At 74.1% G+C, this 18,011-nt stretch carries 14 protein-coding genes and 1 pseudogene; 13 read left to right on the forward strand and 2 right to left on the reverse strand.

The genetic code is table 11. The annotated features are described in order from the left end of the window. Positions 1 to 86 precede the first annotated feature (86 nt). From deoC to DQE82_RS04320, 10 genes and pseudogenes are all read left to right on the forward strand, one after another. A complete protein-coding gene (gene deoC, locus DQE82_RS04275; protein ID WP_030501215.1) occupies positions 87 to 1,046 on the forward strand; it encodes a deoxyribose-phosphate aldolase in 960 nt (319 codons plus the stop codon). A gap of 5 nt (positions 1,047 to 1,051) precedes the next feature. Next, positions 1,052 to 2,482 (forward strand): aldehyde dehydrogenase family protein, encoded by a 1,431-nt coding sequence (locus DQE82_RS04280; RefSeq protein ID WP_113972052.1) that lies wholly within the window; start codon positions 1,052 to 1,054, stop codon positions 2,480 to 2,482. Further along, complete coding sequence (locus DQE82_RS04285) at positions 2,475 to 3,299, forward strand: aldehyde dehydrogenase family protein (protein WP_064447630.1); 825 nt, start codon at positions 2,475 to 2,477, stop codon at positions 3,297 to 3,299. The genes DQE82_RS04280 and DQE82_RS04285 overlap by 8 nt, the downstream gene beginning before the upstream one ends. A 734-nt stretch (positions 3,300 to 4,033) precedes the next feature. Then, positions 4,034 to 4,561: a BlaI/MecI/CopY family transcriptional regulator gene (locus tag DQE82_RS04290; protein WP_113972053.1), complete on the forward strand. Its 528-nt coding sequence runs from the start codon at positions 4,034 to 4,036 to the stop codon at positions 4,559 to 4,561. A gap of 9 nt (positions 4,562 to 4,570) precedes the next feature. Then, positions 4,571 to 5,476 (forward strand): M56 family metallopeptidase, encoded by a 906-nt coding sequence (locus DQE82_RS04295; protein WP_043326742.1) that lies wholly within the window; start codon positions 4,571 to 4,573, stop codon positions 5,474 to 5,476. 103 nt (positions 5,477 to 5,579) lie between these two features. Further along, positions 5,580 to 6,827: a cytochrome ubiquinol oxidase subunit I gene (locus DQE82_RS04300; protein WP_113972054.1), complete on the forward strand. Its 1,248-nt coding sequence runs from the start codon at positions 5,580 to 5,582 to the stop codon at positions 6,825 to 6,827. Positions 6,828 to 6,838: 11 nt separating this feature from the next. Then, complete coding sequence (locus DQE82_RS04305) at positions 6,839 to 7,846, forward strand: cytochrome d ubiquinol oxidase subunit II (RefSeq protein ID WP_113972055.1); 1,008 nt, start codon at positions 6,839 to 6,841, stop codon at positions 7,844 to 7,846. After that, positions 7,843 to 9,522 carry a thiol reductant ABC exporter subunit CydD gene (gene cydD, locus DQE82_RS04310; protein ID WP_113972056.1) on the forward strand — a complete coding sequence of 560 codons (1,680 nt, stop codon included), beginning with the start codon at positions 7,843 to 7,845 and terminating at the stop codon, positions 9,520 to 9,522. Before DQE82_RS04305 ends, cydD begins: the two co-directional genes overlap by 4 nt. Then, positions 9,465 to 11,261, forward strand: a pseudogene (gene cydC, locus DQE82_RS04315) (thiol reductant ABC exporter subunit CydC); the annotation flags it as partial. The gene cydD and the pseudogene cydC, both read left to right, overlap by 58 nt. A gap of 67 nt (positions 11,262 to 11,328) precedes the next feature. After that, positions 11,329 to 12,012 (forward strand): permease prefix domain 1-containing protein, encoded by a 684-nt coding sequence (locus DQE82_RS04320; protein WP_043326744.1) that lies wholly within the window; start codon positions 11,329 to 11,331, stop codon positions 12,010 to 12,012. Positions 12,013 to 12,060: 48 nt separating this feature from the next. Here the strand turns inward: DQE82_RS04320 and DQE82_RS04325 are convergent, their stop codons facing one another. Continuing rightward, positions 12,061 to 12,402: a PadR family transcriptional regulator gene (locus DQE82_RS04325; protein ID WP_043326746.1), complete on the reverse strand. Its 342-nt coding sequence runs from the start codon at positions 12,400 to 12,402 to the stop codon at positions 12,061 to 12,063. Positions 12,403 to 12,517: 115 nt separating this feature from the next. On the opposite strand from DQE82_RS04325, the gene DQE82_RS04330 reads away from it, so the two are divergent. The 3 genes from DQE82_RS04330 to DQE82_RS04340 all read left to right on the forward strand — a co-directional run bounded on the left by DQE82_RS04330 (position 12,518) and on the right by DQE82_RS04340 (position 17,296). Further along, a complete protein-coding gene (locus DQE82_RS04330; protein ID WP_113972057.1) occupies positions 12,518 to 13,507 on the forward strand; it encodes a DNA primase in 990 nt (329 codons plus the stop codon). Between the two features lie 40 nt (positions 13,508 to 13,547). After that, positions 13,548 to 15,941 (forward strand): transposase, encoded by a 2,394-nt coding sequence (locus tag DQE82_RS04335; protein WP_113972058.1) that lies wholly within the window; start codon positions 13,548 to 13,550, stop codon positions 15,939 to 15,941. A gap of 134 nt (positions 15,942 to 16,075) precedes the next feature. Then, a complete protein-coding gene (locus DQE82_RS04340) occupies positions 16,076 to 17,296 on the forward strand; it encodes an ABC transporter substrate-binding protein (RefSeq protein WP_113972059.1) in 1,221 nt (406 codons plus the stop codon). 120 nt (positions 17,297 to 17,416) lie between these two features. Here the strand turns inward: DQE82_RS04340 and DQE82_RS04345 are convergent, their stop codons facing one another. Further along, the gene (locus DQE82_RS04345; RefSeq protein ID WP_030501201.1) at positions 17,417 to 18,010 is read right to left on the reverse strand and encodes an ATP/GTP-binding protein; all 594 of its coding nucleotides are present in this window, start codon (positions 18,008 to 18,010) and stop codon (positions 17,417 to 17,419) included. Position 18,011: the final 1 nt, after the last annotated feature.

The raw sequence follows: 18,011 nt of genomic DNA on the forward strand, positions 1-18,011 counted from the left end.
ACCAGCGACCCCGCTCACGTACGACGCTCGCAACCCGTTCACCGTGACCAAGATCACAGGACTCGCGAGTGCGTACTATTCGGGGCATGACGGCGACAACGACGTCGGCCCGGTCGGATCTCTCCGAGCTGGGACGATCCGAGACCGCTCTGCGGACCTTCCTGCACGGCCTGCCCGGCGTGGACCAGGTCGGCGCGGAGCAGCGGGCGGCGCAGCTCGGCACCCGCTCCATCAAGACCACGGCGAAGGCCGAGGCGATCGACCTGGCGATCCGGATGGTCGACCTGACCACCCTGGAAGGCGCGGACACGCCCGGCAAGGTGCGGGCGCTGGCCGCGAAGGCGCTGCGCCCCGACCCGGCCGATCCGAGCTGCCCGCACGTGGGCGCCGTCTGCGTCTACCCGTCGATGGTCCCGTACGTGGCCGAGGTGCTGCGCGGCAGCGGCGTGCACCTGGCCAGCGTGGCGACCGCGTTCCCGTCCGGTCAGGCCCCGCTGGAGATCAAGCTCGCCGACGTGCGGGCGGCGGTCGAGGCCGGCGCGGACGAGATCGACATGGTGATCAACCGGGGCGCGTTCCTGGCCGGGCGCTACGCCGAGGTCTACGACGAGATCGTGGCCACCAAGGAAGCGTGCGGGGACGCCCACCTCAAGGTGATCCTGGAGACCGGCGAGCTGGCCACGTACGACAACGTGCGGCGGGCGTCCTGGCTCGCCATGCTCGCGGGCGGCGACTTCATCAAGACCTCCACCGGCAAGGTTCCGGTCGCGGCCACCCTGCCGGTGACGCTGGTGATGCTGGAGGCGGTCCGCGACTTCCGCGCCGCCACCGGGCGTCAGGTCGGCGTCAAGCCGGCCGGTGGCATCAAGACCACCAAGGACGCGATCAAGTACCTGGTCATGGTCAACGAGACGGTCGGCGCCGACTGGCTGAGCCCGGACTGGTTCCGGTTCGGCGCGTCGAGCCTGCTCAACGACCTGCTCATGCAGCGCACCAAGCTGACGACCGGCGTCTACGCCGGCCCCGACTACTTCACCCTGGACTGAACGCGATGTTCGAATACGCACCCGCCCCCGAGTCCCGCTCGGTGGTGGACATCAAGCCCTCGTACGGGCTCTTCGTCGACGGCGCGTTCGTCGACCCGGCCTCCGGCGGCAGCTTCAAGTCGGTGAACCCGGCCTCCGAGGAGGTGCTGGCCGAGATCGCCGAGGCCGGCGCCGACGACGTGGACCGCGCCGTGCGCGCCGCCCGGACCGCGTACGAGAAGGTCTGGGGTCCGATGCCGGGCCGGGACCGGGCCAAGTACCTGTTCCGGATCGCCCGGCTCATCCAGGAACGCTCGCGCGAGCTGGCGGTGCTGGAGTCGCTGGACAACGGCAAGCCGATCAAGGAGTCCCGCGACGTCGACCTGCCGCTGGTCGCCGCGCACTTCTTCTACTACGCGGGCTGGGCCGACAAGCTTCCGCACGCGGGCTTCGGCCCGGACCCGAAGCCGCTCGGCGTGGCGGCGCAGGTCATCCCGTGGAACTTCCCGCTGCTCATGCTGGCGTGGAAGATCGCCCCGGCGCTGGCCGCCGGCAACACGGTCGTGCTCAAGCCCGCCGAGACCACCCCGCTGACCGCGCTGCTGTTCGCCGAGATCTGCCAGCAGGCCGACCTGCCCGCCGGCGTGGTCAACATCGTCACCGGCGCCGGCGACACCGGCCGGGCGCTGGTCGAGCACCCGGGCGTGGACAAGGTCGCGTTCACCGGCTCCACCGAGGTGGGCCGGGCCATCGCCCGCTCGGTCGCCGGCACCCGCAAGAAGCTCACGCTGGAACTGGGCGGCAAGGCCGCGAACATCGTCTTCGACGACGCGCCGATCGACCAGGCCGTCGAGGGCATCGTCAACGGCATCTTCTTCAACCAGGGGCACGTCTGCTGCGCCGGGTCCCGGCTGCTGGTCCAGGAGTCGGTGGCCGACCGGGTGCTGGAGTCGCTCAAGCGCCGGATGGCCCAGCTCCGGGTCGGTGACCCGCTGGACAAGAACACCGACATCGGCGCGATCAACTCGGCCGCGCAGCTCGCCCGCATCCGGGAGCTGTCCGACGCCGGGTCCGCCGAGGGTGCGGAGCGCTGGTCGCCGCCGTGCGAGCTGCCCGAGCGCGGCTTCTGGTTCGCGCCGACCATCTTCACCGGCGTCACCCAGGCCCACCGGATCGCCCGCGAGGAGATCTTCGGCCCGGTGCTGTCCGTGCTCACGTTCCGCACCCCGGCGGAGGCCGTCGAAAAGGCCAACAACACGCCGTACGGGCTGTCGGCCGGAATCTGGACCGACAAGGGTTCCCGGATCCTGTGGCTGGCCGACCGGCTGCGCGCAGGAGTGGTGTGGGCGAACACGTTCAACAAGTTCGACCCGACGTCGCCGTTCGGCGGCTACAAGGAGTCGGGCTACGGTCGCGAGGGCGGCCGGCACGGGCTGGAGGGGTACCTCAATGTCTGAGCGGGTCGCGGTACGCAAGACGTACAAGCTCTTCATCGGCGGGAAGTTCCCGCGCAGCGAGTCGGGACGGTCGTATCTCGTGCAATCCGCGAACGTGTCTCTTGCCTCCCGGAAGGACGCGCGGGACGCGGTAGTGGCCGCCCGCGCCGCGGTGAAGGGCTGGGCCGGGGCGACCGCGTACAACAGGGGTCAGATCCTCTACCGCGTCGCCGAGATGCTGGAGGGCCGGCGCGAGCAGTTCGTCGCCCTGGGCGTACCGGCCGACGAGGTGGACGCCGCGATCGACCGCTGGGTCTGGTACGCGGGCTGGTCCGACAAGCTCTCCCAGGTGTACGGCGGCGCGAACCCGGTGGCCGGCCCGTACTTCAACCTGTCCGCGCCGGAGCCCACCGGCGTGGTGGCGGTGGCCGCCCCCGAGGAGCCCGCGCTGCTCGGCCTGGTGAGCGTGATCGCCCCGGCGATCGTCACCGGCAACACGGTCGTGGTGGCCGCCTCCCCGGCGGCGCCGCTGGCAGCGGTGACGCTGGCCGAGGTGCTCGCCACCTCCGACCTGCCCGGCGGGGTGGTCAACATCCTCACCGGCCGGCTGACCGAGACCGTGCCGACGCTCGCCGCGCACATGGACGTCAACGCGATCGACCTGACCGGCGTCACCGACGCCGAGCTGGCCGCCGACCTGGAGATCAAGGCCGCGGAGAACCTCAAGCGGGTGCTCCGGCCGGCCCCGGCCGACCACGACTGGTACGCCGATCCCGGCATCACCCGGATGACCACGCTGCTGGAGACCAAGACGGTCTGGCACCCCAAGGGCGTCTGACAGACGGCAGTCCGGTCCCAGCCCGAAGTGGCGGCACACCCTCCCGGGTTGCCGCCACTTCCCGTCCCCGCTCTTCCCGCGAACGGTCGTCGACCGCACCCGCAGCCGAGCAAGATCGACACCAGCACGGCGAAGTGGGCCGATCAACCCGCCTCGGATGCCACCACCTCCCCGAACTGGCGTTGATCTTGTCGAAGGCCCCGCAGGAGGCCGACAGGATCAACACCAAAACCTCCGAAGTGACCCGAGCCGCGCCCCGACACTCACCCGGCCGCCCAGCAAGATCAACACCACTTCCCCGGAGTGACCACATCAACCAGCCCGGGACTGCACCACCTCCCCGAACTGGCGCTGACCCTGCCCTCCCACGCACCAAAATCGACACCAGTACGGCGAAGTGGTCACATCAACCCGCCCCGAATGCCACCACCTCCCCGAACTGGCGTTGATCTTGCCGAGGCGCCCACCCCGAGGCCAGCACGATCAAGACCAGATCCCCGAGAGGGCCGCATCCACCGCCCCCGGACTGCACCACTTCCCCGAGGCGGAGTGGATCTTGGCGGGGTCGTCCGAGGAGAGCTAGATCGACACCAGTACGGGGAGGTGGCTGCATCGAGCCGCCTCGGACCACACCACCTCCCCGAGCTGGTGTTGATCTTCGGGAGGGAGGGGTGGGACCGGAACCGGGGACCGGGGCGGCGGAGAGGGTCTACTACCGGGGGTAGGATTGGTGGGTGACTCGGCTGGGGGACCTTGAGCGTGCGGTGATGGACGTGCTGTGGGACGCGGCACCAGCTGCCTCGGGCGGCGTGACGGTGCGCGAGGTCGCCGACGCCCTGGACGGCCGCGAACTGGCCTACACCACCGTTATGACCGTGCTCGACCGGCTCGCCGGCAAGGGCATGGTGCAGCGCGAGCGGGAGGGCCGCGCCTGGCGTTACCGCCCCGCCGCCACCCGCGAGGCGCACATCGCCCAGCTCATGCTCGAAGCCCTCGATCTCGGCGGCAGCCGGGACGCCGCGCTGGTGCGCTTCGCCCGTTCGGTGACCGGCACGGAGGCGGACGTGCTCCGCGCCGCGCTCAGCGCCGAGGCCGGGGCGACCCGACCCGCGACCACCGAGGCCGGGACGACAGGCCCCGCGACCGGAGCGACCGCCCAGGCCGGGACGACCGGGCCCGCGACCGTCGAGGACGGACCGACCGGCCGGATCGAGGACCCCCGGCCCGGTCGGCCGGCGCTCGACGAGGCGACGGACCGGTAGGCGGCCGCCGTGGCGTACGCCCTGCACTTCGCCGCGACCATTCTGGCCTGCTGGCTGACCGCGCAGGTCCTCGCCGCCGCGCGCTGGACGTGGCGCGCGCCCCGGGTGGCGATCCTGTGCTGGCAGGCGGTCGGGCTGGCGCTCGGCCTGTCGGCCATGGGGTTGCCGATGGCACTGGGCCTCGACGTCTACGACCGGGCGACCGGGTGGGCGCTGCTGGCGCTGGCCGACGACCTGGCCCACGGCACGCTTCCGGCCGGTGTGGGCGCGGTGCACCTCAGCCTGGTCGGCGTCGGTCTCGGCATCGGCGTGGTGCTGCTCACCACGACGGTACGCAGCCTGCACGGCGCGGTACGCGCACAGCGCCGGCACCGGGAGCTGCTGCACCTGGTGGCCCGGCGTGACCCGACGGTGCCCGGCGCGCTGGTGCTGGACCACCCGAGCGCTGCGGCGTACTGCCTGCCGGGGGTGCGGCCCCGCGTGGTGGTGAGCGCGGGCACGCTCGACCTGCTCGACCCGGCCGAGCTGGCGGCGGTGCTCACGCACGAGCGGGCGCACGCCCAGGAGCGGCACGATCTGGTGCTGCTGCCGTTCACCGCGTTGTGCCGGGCGCTGCCCTGGTTCCAGTGGGTGCGGGACGCGCACGCACGGGTGGCGCTGCTGGTCGAGATGCGCGCCGACGACAAGGCCCGGGAGTTGCACGCGGACGCGCCGCTCGCCGGTGCGCTGCGACGGTTCGCCGCCGCCGAGCACCGGGTGCAACCGGCGGGCACGCTCGGACTCGGCGACCGCGATCTGGACGTACGGGTGCAGCGGCTGCTCGTCGCGGACCGCCCGCCGCGGGTGCTCGGCGCGATGGCGCTCGCCGTCGCGGGCACGCTCGTCTCCCTGCCGTTCGCCCTGTTCCTGAGCTGATCTCGCCCCCTAAGGGACTTCTCCGGGTTCGCACACCCCTATAGGTAGTTAAGCTACGTGTAGGTTGGCTACGACAAGAGAGTCGACCCATGGGAGGACGACAGTGGATCCGCTGCTCCTCGCCCGCCTCCAGTTCGCCACCACCACCTCGATCCATTTCCTGTTCGTGGCGGTCACGCTCGGCCTGGTCACGCTGCTGGTCGGGTTGCAGACGGCCGGCTTCCTCACCGGCAAACCGGTGTACGAGCGGCTGACCCGGTTCTGGGGCCAGCTCTACGTGATCAACTACGTGCTCGGCATCGCCACCGGCATCGTGATGGAGTTCCAGTTCGGGCTGAACTGGAGCGGGCTGTCGCGCTACGTCGGCAACGTGTTCGGGGCGCCGCTGGCCATCGAGACGCTCGTGGCGTTCTTCCTGGAGTCCACGTTCCTCGGCATGTGGATCTTCGGGTGGCACCGGCTGCGGCGCGGCGTACACCTGGCGCTGCTCTGGGGCGTGGCGATCACCGCGTACGCCTCGGCGTTCTGGATCATGGTGGCGAACGCCTGGCTGCATAACCCGGTCGGGTACGAGGTCCGCGACGGCGTCGCCCACCTCACCGACTTCGGCGCGCTGCTCACCAATCCCACGTTCGGCATGGCGTTCGGCCACGTGATCTCGGCGAGCCTGGTCACCGGCGGCCTGCTGATGGCCGCGGTCAGCGCCTGGCACCTGCTGCGGCGTACCAGCGACTACGCGCTGTTCCGCACCTCGCTGCGCCTCGGCCTGGTCACCGCGGCGCTAGCGGTCAGCACGCTCCAGGGCTTCGGCTTCGCCCAGTTCGGCCCGGTCGCGCAGCTCCAGCCGACGAAGTTCGGCGGCGGGCCGGAGCGCGACGCGCTCGTCGCCGACTGGACCGCGCGGTTCGGCCCCGGCGACTGGGATCCGCCGGTGCTCTCCAACGTCGGCCTCGGCTTCATGATCCTGATCGGCTTCACGCTCGGCGCCCTCTGGCTCCTGCTGCCGCTGCTCTGGCGCGACTGGATCATCCGGTTGCGGTTCCCGCTCTGGCTGATCCTGCTCGGCCTGCCGCTGCCGTTCGTGGCGATGCTGCTCGGCTGGATCGCCCGCGAGGTCGGCCGCCAGCCCTGGGCCGCGTACGGGCTGCTGCCCACCGCGCAGGCCGTCTCCCCGGTCTCGCCGGGGCTGATGCTCGCCTCGCTGATCGGGTTCAGCCTGCTGCTCGGCGCGCTCGCGGTGACCAACTGGACGCTGCTGGCCCGGCACGCCGCGCGCGGCGCGTACGACCCCGCCCTCGGCCGACCGCCCGCGCCCGACACCGACCCCCACCACCAGCCAGTGCTCGTCTGAGGGAGCCCGCCGTGGAACTCGCCTGGTACGCCCTGCTCGGCCTCTTCTTCGCCACCTACCTCGTGCTCGGCGGCTACGACTACGGCGTCGGCCTGCTGCTGGCCCGGCGCGGCCCGACGCCGGGCAGCCGAGCCACGCTCGCCGCGCTCGGGCCGTTCTTCCTCGGCAACGAGGTCTGGCTGGTGGCGGCCGTCGGCATCCTGTTCGGCGCGTTCCCCCGGCTGGAGGGCGAGCTGCTCTCCGGCTTCTATCCGGCGGTGCTCGCCGCGCTGGCCGGGGTGGTGCTGGTGACCGCCGGGGTGCAGTTGCGCAGCCGCCCGGTCTCCGGAACGGCGCGCGCCGGCTGGGACCGGGTGGTGGTGGTCGGCAGCGTGCTCGCCGTGCTGGGCTGGGGCGCGGTGCTCGGCGGGCTGCTCCAGGGCGTGCCGCTGAGCGCCGACGGGCACGTGGTCGGTGTCGGTCATCTCGCCACCCCGTTCGTCGCCGCCGCGGGGCTGGCCCTGCTGGCGCTGGTGGCGGTGCACGGTGCGACGTTCCTCACGCTCCGGCTGCCCTCCGCCGACGCCCCGGCGCTCGCCCGGCTGGCGAGCGCCCTGGTGCCCGCCGCACTCGTCGCCGTCGGCGCGGCCACCGTCCTGGGCGTGCTCTCCGATCGGGTACGCGCCGCGGTGGCGCGCCCGGCTGTGGCCGTACTCCTGCCGTTGGCGCTCGTGGCCGCGCTGCTGACGGCCCGCGCGGCGCTGCGGCGGGGCCGGGCCGGTGTGGCCTTCGCCGCGACCGCGACGGCGCTGGCGCTGCCCGCGCCGCTGGTCGGGGCCGCGCTCTGGCCCCGGATCCTGGTCTCCACGGCCGACCCGGCAGCCTCGCTGACGGTGGCCGAGGCGGCCGCCAGCCGTCCGACGCTGGCACTGTTGGGATGGCTCGCGTTACCGCTCGTGCCGGCCCTACTAGGCTTTCAGGCGATGTGCTGGTGGGTGTTCCGGGGACGGATCGACGGCAGGGCACCGGTGTACTGGTGAACCGCCGCCCGTTCGACCCGCGTCTGCTGCGTCGGGTCCCCGCGGCCCGGCGCGACCTCGCCGTGCTCGCGGCGCTGGGCGGGCTGACCGCGCTGCTGGTGATCGCCCAGGCGACCGCGCTGGCGACGCTGCTGGCCACCGCGTTCGACGGGCGGCTGCACCGGCCGGCGCTGGCCGGTCTCGTGGCGGCGGTCGCCGGGCGGGCGCTGGTGAGCTGGGCGCAGGGCACAGTGGCGGCGCGGGCCGCCGCGACGGTCAAGGCGGCGCTGCGCGCCGACCTGCTGGGCGCGGTCGGCCGGCACGGACCCACCTGGGTCGCCGGGCAGCGGGCCGGGCAGCTCGCCACGCTGGCCGGGCGCGGGCTGGACGCGCTGGACCCCTACTTCACCGGCTACCTGCCGCAGCTCGTGCTGAGCGTCACGGTGCCGGTCGCGGTGCTGGCCCGGATCGTGTTCGCCGACTGGAGCTCGGCGCTGATCATCGCGCTCACCATCCCGCTCATCCCGATCTTCGGCGCGCTGCTCGGCTGGCAGGCGCAGGCCGCCACCGAACGGCAGTGGCGCCGGTTGTCGCTGCTCGGCGGGCACTTCCTCGACATGGTGGCCGGGCTGCCCACGCTGCGCGCGTTCGGCCGTTCCCGGGGCCAGGTCGACGTGGTCCGCCGGATGGCCGACGGCCACCGCCAGGCCACCATGAAGACGCTGCGCATCGCGTTCCTGTCCGCGCTGGTGCTGGAACTGGTCGCCACGCTCTCCGTCGCGCTCGTCGCGGTGCCGGTCGGCATCCGGCTGCTCGGCGGCGGCCTCACGCTCTCCACCGCGCTGCTGGTGCTGCTGCTCACCCCGGAGGCGTACCTGCCGTTGCGTGCGGCGGGCAGCCGGTTCCACGCCAGCATGGAAGGGCTCACCGCGCTGGACGAGGCGCTGACGCTCTCCGCCACCGACGCGCCCGCCACCACCGAACCCCGCCGTCCCACGCCGGGCGGCCGGGGCGAGATCCGCTTCGAGGGCGTGAGCGTCGCGTACGACCGGACCACAGCGCTGCGCGACGTCACGCTGACCATCCGGCCCGGCGACCGGATCGCCGTCATCGGGCCCAGCGGCGCGGGCAAGAGCACGCTGCTAAACCTGCTGCTCGGTTTCGTCGCACCGACCTCCGGCCGGGTCACCGTCGACGGCGTGGACCTGGCCGGAGTCGACCTGGACGCCTGGCGGCGCGAACTGGCGTGGGTGCCGCAGCGGGCGCACCTGTTCGCCGGGTCGCTCGCCGACAACATCCGCCTCGGCGCGCCGGACACCCCGGACGACGTGCTCGCCGCCGCGGTCGCCGACGCCGCGCTGGACGAGGTGGTCGACGCGCTGCCCGACGGGCTGGACACCCGCCTCGGCGAACGCGGCCACGGCCTGTCCAGCGGTCAACGGCAGCGGGTCGCGCTCGCCCGCGCGTTCCTGCGGGACGCGCCGATCGTGCTGCTCGACGAGCCGACCGCGCGACTGGACTCCGCCAGCGAGGCGGTCGTGCTGGACGCCACACGGCGGCTGGTCGCCGGACGTACCGCGCTGCTCGTCGCGCACCGGCCCGCGCTGCTCGCCGACGCCGACCGGATCCTGCGCGTCGAGGACGGCCGGGTCACCGAACTGCACCCGACCGCCACCGGGCCGGGAGTGGCCCGATGATCCCCGGCGCGGAACGGGCGGTGCTGCGCCTGGCCCGGCCGTACCTGAGCCGGCTGCTCGGCGCCGGGCTGCTCGCCGCCGCCACCGAATTCGCCGGCCTGGCGCTGATGGCCACCGCCACCTGGCTGCTGATGAGCGCGGCGGGCCGCCCGCCGCTGGACCGGCTGACGGTGGCCATCGTCGCGGTCCGGGCGCTGGCGGTCAGCCGGGGCGTGCTGCGGTACACCGAACGGCTCGCCGGGCACGACGCCGTGCTCCGCATGATCACCGACGTACGGGCCCGGGTGTTCGCCACGCTCGCCGCCCGGCGCGACGCCGGCCGGCGTACCGGGGACGCGCTGAGCCGGCTGGTGTCGGACGTGGAGGCGGCCCAGGACCTGCTCCTGCGCGTGCTCGTACCGGGCGCGGCCGCGGCGGTGGTCAGCGTGCTCGCGGTCGGCGTCGCCGCGCTGATCTCACCGCCGGCCGCCGGTGTGCTCGCGATCGGCCTGCTGGTGGCCGGCGTGGCGCTGCCCGCGCTGGCCACCCGGCTCACCCGCCGCGCCGCCGACGAGGTCGCCCCGCTGCGCGGCGCGCTCGCGGTGGACGCGGTCGACCTCACCCACGGCGCCGCCGACCTGGCCGCGTTCGGGGCCACCGGCGCCGCGCTCGCCGCCGCCGAGAACCGGGGCGCGCGGCTGGCGAAGCTGGAACGCCGGCTCGCCGCTACCGGCTTCGCGGTGGACGCGACCGGCGTACTCGTGGGTGGCCTCACCGCCGCCGCGGTGGTGGCCGTCGCGCTGCGGGCCGGGGTCGGCGGGGTGCTCGTCGGCGTCCTCGCGGTCGGGTCGCTCGCCGCCGTGGAGGTGGCCCTCGCGCTGGTCGCGGCGGCCCGCCAGCGCGCCCAGCTCCGGACCGGGCTGGCCCGGGTGGCCGACCTGCTGGCCGAGCCCGCCGCCACGGCGCCGCCGGCGAGCGCGCCGGAGCCCGCGATCGACGGCCACGACGTACGGTTCGCCGACGTGACTGTGCGCTACCGGACCGGGGCCGCCCCCGCGCTGGCCGATTTCGACCTCGACCTGCCGGCCGGCCGCCGGGTGGCGGTGGTCGGGCCGAGCGGCGCCGGCAAGAGCACGCTCGCCGCCGTGCTCACCGGCGCGGTACGCCCCGACACCGGCCGGGTCACCGTAGGCGGCGTGCCGGTGGCCGGGATCCCGGACGAGCACCTGCCCCGGGTGGTCGGCGGCCTGCTCGCCGAGGCGTACGTCTTCCACGCCACGGTCAAGGAGAACCTGCTCCTCGGCCGTCCGGACGCCACCGAGGCGGACCTGGTCGCCGCGACCCGGGCGGCCGGCCTGCTCGACTGGGTACGCGAACAGCCCGACGGCTGGGACACAGTGGTCGGCGAGCAGGGCGGGCAGCTCTCCGGCGGGCAGCGGCAGCGCCTCGCGCTGGCCCGCGCGCTGCTGGCCGCCCCGCCGGTGCTGGTGCTCGACGAGCCGACCGAAGGGCTCGACCCGTCCGCCGCCGACGCGGTGCTGGACTCCACGCTCGCCGCCACCCCGGCCGGGCACTCGGTGCTGCTGATCAGCCACCGGCTCAGCGGCCTGGCCGGGCTGGACGAGATCGTGGTGCTCGACGGCGGCCGGGTGGTACAGCGCGGCCGGCACGACGAGCTGGTGGCGCGTCCGGGCTGGTACCGGGAGCAGTGGCTGCGGCAGCAGACGGCCGAACGCGGCTACCTGGCGGTCACGCCGTAGCGCGCACTGAATCGATCGGGGTTTTCCCTGACGCGGTAGCCCGTCCCCCGATGGCAGGCTTGTGCGCATGCGGGTCCATGACGAGGCGGTGGTCGACCGCCGGCTGCGCGAGCTGTCCGGGCGGTTGTACGGGCCGGACCGGCTCAAGGCCGACCTGCTGACCGAGACGCGGCACGCGCTGGAGGACGCCGTCGAGGCGTACCGGGAGGAGGGCCTGCCGCGCGCGGAGGCGGAGCGGCGGGCGGTCGCCGAGTTCGGCAGCGACCGGCAGCTCGTGCCGGAGTTCCAGGCCGAGCTGGCCACCGGCGCGCTGCGCGGGCTGGCGCTGCGCACGCTCCTGATCTCGGTGGTGCTGATCGCCGCCGGTGACCTGACCTGGCAGGGGTCGAGCTGGAGCGGCGGTCCCCCGCCGCCGGCGAGCTACCTGCTGCTCTCCGCCGGGCTGAACGTCATCTGGGGCGTGATCGCCGCGCTGGCGCTGGCCGCGTTGCTCGTCGGCCCGCTCACCGCCCGGTGGGGGTCGCCCCGGCTCGTCCGTCCGGCCCGACTGATCGGTTTCGGTCTGACCGGCGCCCTGGCGCTCGGCGTGACCGCCGGCGGCGCGCTGTTCGGCTGGTCGGTCGGGCTGTGGGACGCCGCGCTCACCTGGCCCCCGATGATCATCGGGGCGACGGTGGTGTCCGCGGCCTGGTTCGCACTGGTCCGGGCCGCCCGCTGCTGGGTGCTCGCCGAGCGGCGGTTGGCCGGCTGAGCCGGTCGGCCGCCCGAGCGGCCGGCCCACCGGTCCGGCCGGCGGGGTTCAGGCCGGGGCCGTGGGCGGCTCGTCCGCCCCGAGGAACCGGCCGACGGTGGCGCTGAACTCGCGCCAGCCGGCCCGCTCCCCCACCAGCGCCCGGCCACCGGCCTCGGTCAGCTCATAGGTGCGGCGCTCCCGGCCGTTGACTGTGCTCCACGTGCTCGCCACCAGCCCGGCCCGCTCCAGCCGGCGCAGCGCCGGATAGATGGTGCCGGTGGGCAGATCCAGCGTCCCGCCGCTGCGGGCACGCAACGCCTCGATGATCGCGTAGCCGTGTCGCGGGCCCTGTTCCAGCACGGCGAGCAGCAGCGCGTCGAGGTGTCCGTGCAGCGCCTGCGCCTTCATGCGTAGCAACGCTACTTGTCGATCCTCCGGAACGCCAAGGGGTGCGGCTCCCGGCCGCAACGGTTCGCCCACTAGGGTATGTGCGCAGAGTCACTCGGCGGCGCGACGCCGCCGGGTGGGCAACCGAACGCACACGGAGGTCAGCGTGGCCCGCCAGTCGCCCCAACGGCCCGACGCCGACGAGCCCGAGCTCGACGACACCGACGCGCCCGCCGCAGCCGACGAGGTCGAGGCGGACCGCCCGCCGGCGGACCGCGCGCTCTGGGACGAGGTGCGGATCGACCCGGTGGAGATCGCGCTGCCCGCCGGCACCGGCTTCACGCTGCGGGCGTACCGGCCGGCGCGCGAGCTGACCCCGACCGACGTCGCCGAGCGCGACCAGGACGACCCCTTCCTGGCCCGCCGCCAGGTCGTCGAGACCGAGGACGACGAGGAGGTGGTGATCCTCGACGAGGAGTTCGCCGCCCTCTCCGCCGAGGAGGACGACGAGGACGACGACAAGGCCGAGAAGGCCGCCAAGGGGCGCCGCAAGGGCGAGGCGGACGACGACGCGACCGAGGACAAGACCGAGTCCGAGGACGAAGAGGACGACGACGAGGACGAGGACGCCGCGGGCGACGAGGAGGTGCCGGTCTTCCTCACCCACAAGGGCCGGCTCCTGCTGTTCAAGACCCCGGAGTCATTGGTCTCTTTCATCCGTTCCGGCGCGCCCAACGACCTGTCCCAACTGGACAGCTGGAATGAATTGTCCGAACGGCTGGAACCGGCCGACATCGCCCCGCTGGACGAGGACACCTACGAACTCGACCTGGTGGTGGAGAACCTGCGCGGCGGCCACGACGCATGGGACCACGAGCTACTCATCGAAGCTGGTGAGATCGCCCGTGACCTGGCGTACGCGCTGCGGCTACCAGCCGTGCTGGACATGCTCTCCGCCGGCTCGAGCCTGGACGATCTGGACGAGGCGCTGCGGGCTTCCGTCAACGGCGGAATCGGTGGTTTCCTGGGTCGGCGCCGGCTGAAGAAAATCGGGGCACAAACCGCAAGTTTGGGTTGGCGCACCATTGTCGGCAAGATCTCTGCGGTTGTGGACTGGCGCGACTGACCCGGAGCGGGGAGCATCAGTCTCTGGCAGAGCAAGACCTGTGTCCCGGGAGGAGGACGACGCCGTGGCGCTCGTGCGCGTGTACTGCGGTCTGGCCTCGGCAGATCCGGCCGACCGAACGGCTTCGGCCGGAACGACGCTGACGTCCGCTGTGGTCGACGACGCAGGCCGTCTGCTGCACGTCTGTGAGATCGCCGACGAGGCCGCCGGGTACGCCCAGCTGGTCGCGCTGCTGGTGGAGCGGTCCGGCGGTCCGAGCGGCGCGGCCATCGCCGCGGACAGCGACGACCACATCGTCACCTCGCTGCTGAGCGCCGCCGGCCGTCCGCTGGCGATCGCCGACGACGACTCGGTCGACGACTTCGCCGAGCGCTTCGCCGACGACGACTCCCTGGAGGAGATGCAGTCCCCGCCCGCCGAGCGCCGCGCGGTCGGGCTGGCCCGCGCGCTGCAGGCCGGCGCGCTCTCCGCGGTGACCCTCCCGGCGCCGCGTGAGCTAGCCGGATACACGCAGGTCCTGGCCGCGCACGCGGCGCTGGCGAGCGGTCGGCACTCGGCCGCGGTGACGCTGCGCGAGGTGCTCCGCGAGCTCTACCCGGCCGCGCTGCGCGCGTATCCGGACCCGGCGGACCGGGTCGCCCTCGCGGTTCTCGACGCGCTGCCCGAGCCGGGGATGCTCACCGGTTCCGCGGCCCGTGGCCGCGACGGCGGGCTGACCGCCGACGCGGTGGTCGCGCAGCTGGCCGCCGAGGGTCTGGCGGACGCGGGCGACATCTCCGACGCGGTGACCGCGCTGCGGGTCGCCATCTCCGAGACACCCCGGCGGGCCACCGTCAACCGGACGCTCACCGCCGCCGTCGCCGAGACGGTACGGCAGGCGGTCGCCTCGGTCCGGACCTGTGACGCCGGATGCGACGCGCTCGTGGGCGCGCTCGCCGAACGCACCGCTCCCGCGCCCGCCACCGGCCGCCGGGCCGCCGCCCGACGCGGTGAGCAGGTCGACGAGCTGGCCCCGGCCACCGACCTGCGCGCGGTGCGGCCGGAGCCGGCCGCCGAGCCGGCACACCGTGGTCGTCCCGAGCCGGCCGGCGCACCCGAGCCGTCCGGCCGGCGCAGCCGCCCGGAGCCGATTCCCGGCGGGCGCCGCGGCCGGCCCGAGCCGGTCTCCGGCCCGGCCGCCACGACGACGCCCCGGCCGCTCGCCCCGCCACCCGTCGCTCCCGCCCCGGTCACGCCTCCGCCGGTCGCTCCGGCCCCGGTGACTCCCGTGGCTCCGGCTGCCTCGCTGGGCCGTCCGGCCTCCGCGCCGCCGTCCCGGCCCGAGCCGACCGGCGCGCCGCTGCCGTCGCGGGTGGACGGACCCACCAACCGGCCCATCTCCGCGCCGCCTCCGCCGCCGCCCGGCATCACCCCGATCGCCCCGTCGCCGCGCGGCGCCGTGCCGCCGGCCGAGGCCGGCGAGCCGTTCCGGCCGACGCTGACCACCGCGGCGATCAACAAGGCGCGGGCGGAGCGGCAGCGCACCGTCATCCCGCCCCGCCCGAAGACCAATCCGCACCAGGAACCGCCGACCGGCGGGTTCAGCGCCACCGACCTGAGCATCCCGGTGCCGGCCCCGCGCCCACCGGCGCCGGAGGCAGCCCCGCCCGGTTCCCGGGCGAACTGGCCGCTCGTGAACAACGAGGACGACACCGCTCGGGAGCGGGAGGGCACCACCTACCCGTACGGACGGGGCGTGGACGCGCCGAGCGACCCGGGCCGGGTCACGCCGCCGTGGCTCGCCGACGACCTTCCGCAGGAGCCGCCGATGCTGCGGCTGGTGGAGCCTCCGCCGCTGGCCGACCGGGCGCTGCGCGACGAGATGAGCCGGCAGGCCGATCCCGGGCTGGACACGCCGCCGCTGCGTCTGGTCGACCAGGGCGACCCGGGCCGCGTACCCATGACCGCCCCGCCCGAGCGGCGTCCCGCGCCGAAGGAGCACCGCCCGCCGCCGGTCTCCGACGACGGCGACGGCGACCTGCTGATCTTCGCGCAGGCCAAGTCCGCCTGGTTCGTCGGGCACGGAGACGAGGCCGACCTGGAGTGGTCCAGCACCGCTGACACCGGCTGGCAGGCGGCCGAACAGGCCGCCCGCCCGTCCGTCGGCGCGGAGACCAAGGCCGGCCTGCCGAAGCGGGTGCCGCAGGCCAACCTGGTGCCGGGCTCCCCGCTGCGCGAGGAGCGTCCCCTGCGGATCGTCCGGAACGCGGCGAGCCTGGCCGAGAACACCACCGGATACTTCCGGGGCTGGCGACGCGGCCAGGAGATCGGCGGCTTCGCCGTGGGCGGCCGTCCGGGCCGCGAGGCGGCCGGCGGCTGGGACTTCACCCGCGACACCGGGGACCGCGAGGACGACCGGGAGTACGAGTACCGCTCGGCCGGTTACCGCTCCTGATCAGAGTCCGCCAGGCCCACGAGTGGGGTGTTTCATCCCACACCTGGGCGATTTGACGCTGAGCTGGACCGGCCGGGAACATACCCGGCGGACCAGCGGCGGCGCCTGTTCGCCGGGGTGGGAAGGCGATTCCAATGGCGACACCGGCGTTCGACTCCACTGTGCTCACCCGGCGGGGCGTCCTCGCCGCCGCGGCCGGGAGCGTGCTGCTCGCCGGCTGCGCGCCGCAGGGCCAACGGCCGGAGGACGGCCCGTCCAGCAGCGCGCCGAGCGACCAGGATCTGATCGTCGGGGCGAGCCTGGAGCTCACCGGCGCGGGATCGGTGCTCGGCGTCGCCCAGCGGCAGGCCCTGCAGCTCACCGCCGACTCGCTCAACCGCACCGGCATCCCGGTCGGGAACCTGGTCCGGTCGGTCCGGCTCCAGATCCTGGACAACGGCAGCAACCCGCAGGTCGCCGCCCGGCATGCCGCCGAGCTGACCCGGGCCGGCGCGCAGGCCCTGATCGGCGGCGTGCTCGGCGAGACCTCCGTCGCCCTGGCAACGGCCGCCCAGCAGGTCAAGACGCCCTTCCTATCGCTCGGCTACGGTGACCGCATCGCGCTGCCGCTCGACGAGCGCACGTTCACCTACAAGCTCACGCCGGACGCCGTGGACATGGCACGCCGCCTGGTGGAGCTGTTCGAGTCCATGAAGGTCCGGAAGGTGTCCCTGCTCGCCGCCGACGGGCTGCACGGCGACTCGGGTGTGCGGGCGATGCGGGAGGCCCTCGCGGACAGCAGCACCGACCTGGCCCGCACGGTACGCCTGCCGGCGACCGGCCGGCGCTTCCGTGCCGCCGCCGACCGCGTCGCGGGTGGCGAGCGGGACGGCGTGGTCGTCTGGGCCACCGCGCCGGACTCCGGCGCCGCGGCACGGGAGCTGCGCGCCGCCGGGCACCGCGGCCCGATCTTCTTCGACGCCGGCGCGGTCGCCGACGACACCGTGCAGGGGGCCAACGCCGCCGCCGTGGAGGACGCATACGCCGTGCACCCGGCCTGCCTGGACATCTCCGCGGTGACCGCCACCACCACGGCGCAGCTGGCCCGGCGGGACTTCGCCACCCGCTACACCCAGCGGCACGGCGGCAGCCCCGGCTTCGCCCCGTACGCCTCGGACGCCCTCCAGCTCCTCGCGTGGTCGGCGCGGATGGCGACGAGCCTGGACCGGGGCCGCCTGCGGGCGCTGCTCCAGGCGCAGGCGGTCCAGGGCATCGCGGGCGGGTACGCGTTCACCGCCGCGCGGCACGGTGGCATGGAACCCGACTCGCTCGCCGTCTACCAGGTCTACCGGGGCGGCTGGACGCGTCTCGGCTGACCCGGAGCGCCGCCCGGCGAGTCCTTCCTGGAGGTCACCGGGCGACCGCGTACCGTGTCCGTCCCCGGACGGCAAGAAGCGCCCGGTGGCCTCAGGCCGCCGGGCGCTTCCGCGCGTCGGTCAGGCGGGTGCGACGGCCCGCGAGCGCCGCATGGTGAGCACGTACTCGACCAGCGAGATCAGCACGTGCTTCGTGGACTCCCGGTTACGGGCGTCGCACGGCACCACCGGCACGTCGCGGGAGATCGCCAGCGCGTCCCGGACGTCCTGCGGATCGTGGTACTGCATGCCGTCGAAGCAGTTGATGGCCACCAGGTACGGCAGCCGCCGGTGCTCGAAGAAGTCGATGGCGGCGAAGCAGTCGGCGAGCCGCCGGGTGTCGACCAGCACCACAGCGCCGATCGCACCCCGGACCAACTCGTCCCACATGAACCAGAACCGCGTCTGACCCGGCGTACCGAACAGGTACAGGATCAGATCCCGGTCGATCGAGATACGACCGAAGTCCATCGCCACCGTGGTCGTCGTCTTGCCCGGCACCTGCCGGGTGTCGTCGACGCCGACACCGGCGGAGGTCATGATCGCCTCGGTGGTCAGCGGCGTGATCTCGGAGACCGAGCCGACCAGCGTCGTCTTGCCGACGCCGAACCCACCGGCGATAACGATCTTCGCCGACGTCACTCGGCCGCTCGGGGCCGGCGGCCGGTGCGACATG

It is taken from the genome of Micromonospora sp. LHW51205 (assembly GCF_003315815.1).
Lineage (GTDB): Bacteria > Actinomycetota > Actinomycetes > Mycobacteriales > Micromonosporaceae > Micromonospora > Micromonospora chalcea.

Coding starts and splice junctions, on each gene's coding strand:
- DQE82_RS04345 (WP_030501201.1), bottom strand. CDS start 18,010: ATGTCGCACCGGCCGCCGGCCCCGAGCGGCCGAGTGACGTCGGCGAAG.
- DQE82_RS04325 (WP_043326746.1), bottom strand. CDS start 12,402: ATGAAGGCGCAGGCGCTGCACGGACACCTCGACGCGCTGCTGCTCGCC.
- DQE82_RS04340 (WP_113972059.1), top strand. CDS start 16,076: ATGGCGACACCGGCGTTCGACTCCACTGTGCTCACCCGGCGGGGCGTC.
- DQE82_RS04280 (WP_113972052.1), top strand. CDS start 1,052: ATGTTCGAATACGCACCCGCCCCCGAGTCCCGCTCGGTGGTGGACATC.
- DQE82_RS04320 (WP_043326744.1), top strand. CDS start 11,329: ATGCGGGTCCATGACGAGGCGGTGGTCGACCGCCGGCTGCGCGAGCTG.
- DQE82_RS04285 (WP_064447630.1), top strand. CDS start 2,475: ATGTCTGAGCGGGTCGCGGTACGCAAGACGTACAAGCTCTTCATCGGC.
- deoC (WP_030501215.1), top strand. CDS start 87: ATGACGGCGACAACGACGTCGGCCCGGTCGGATCTCTCCGAGCTGGGA.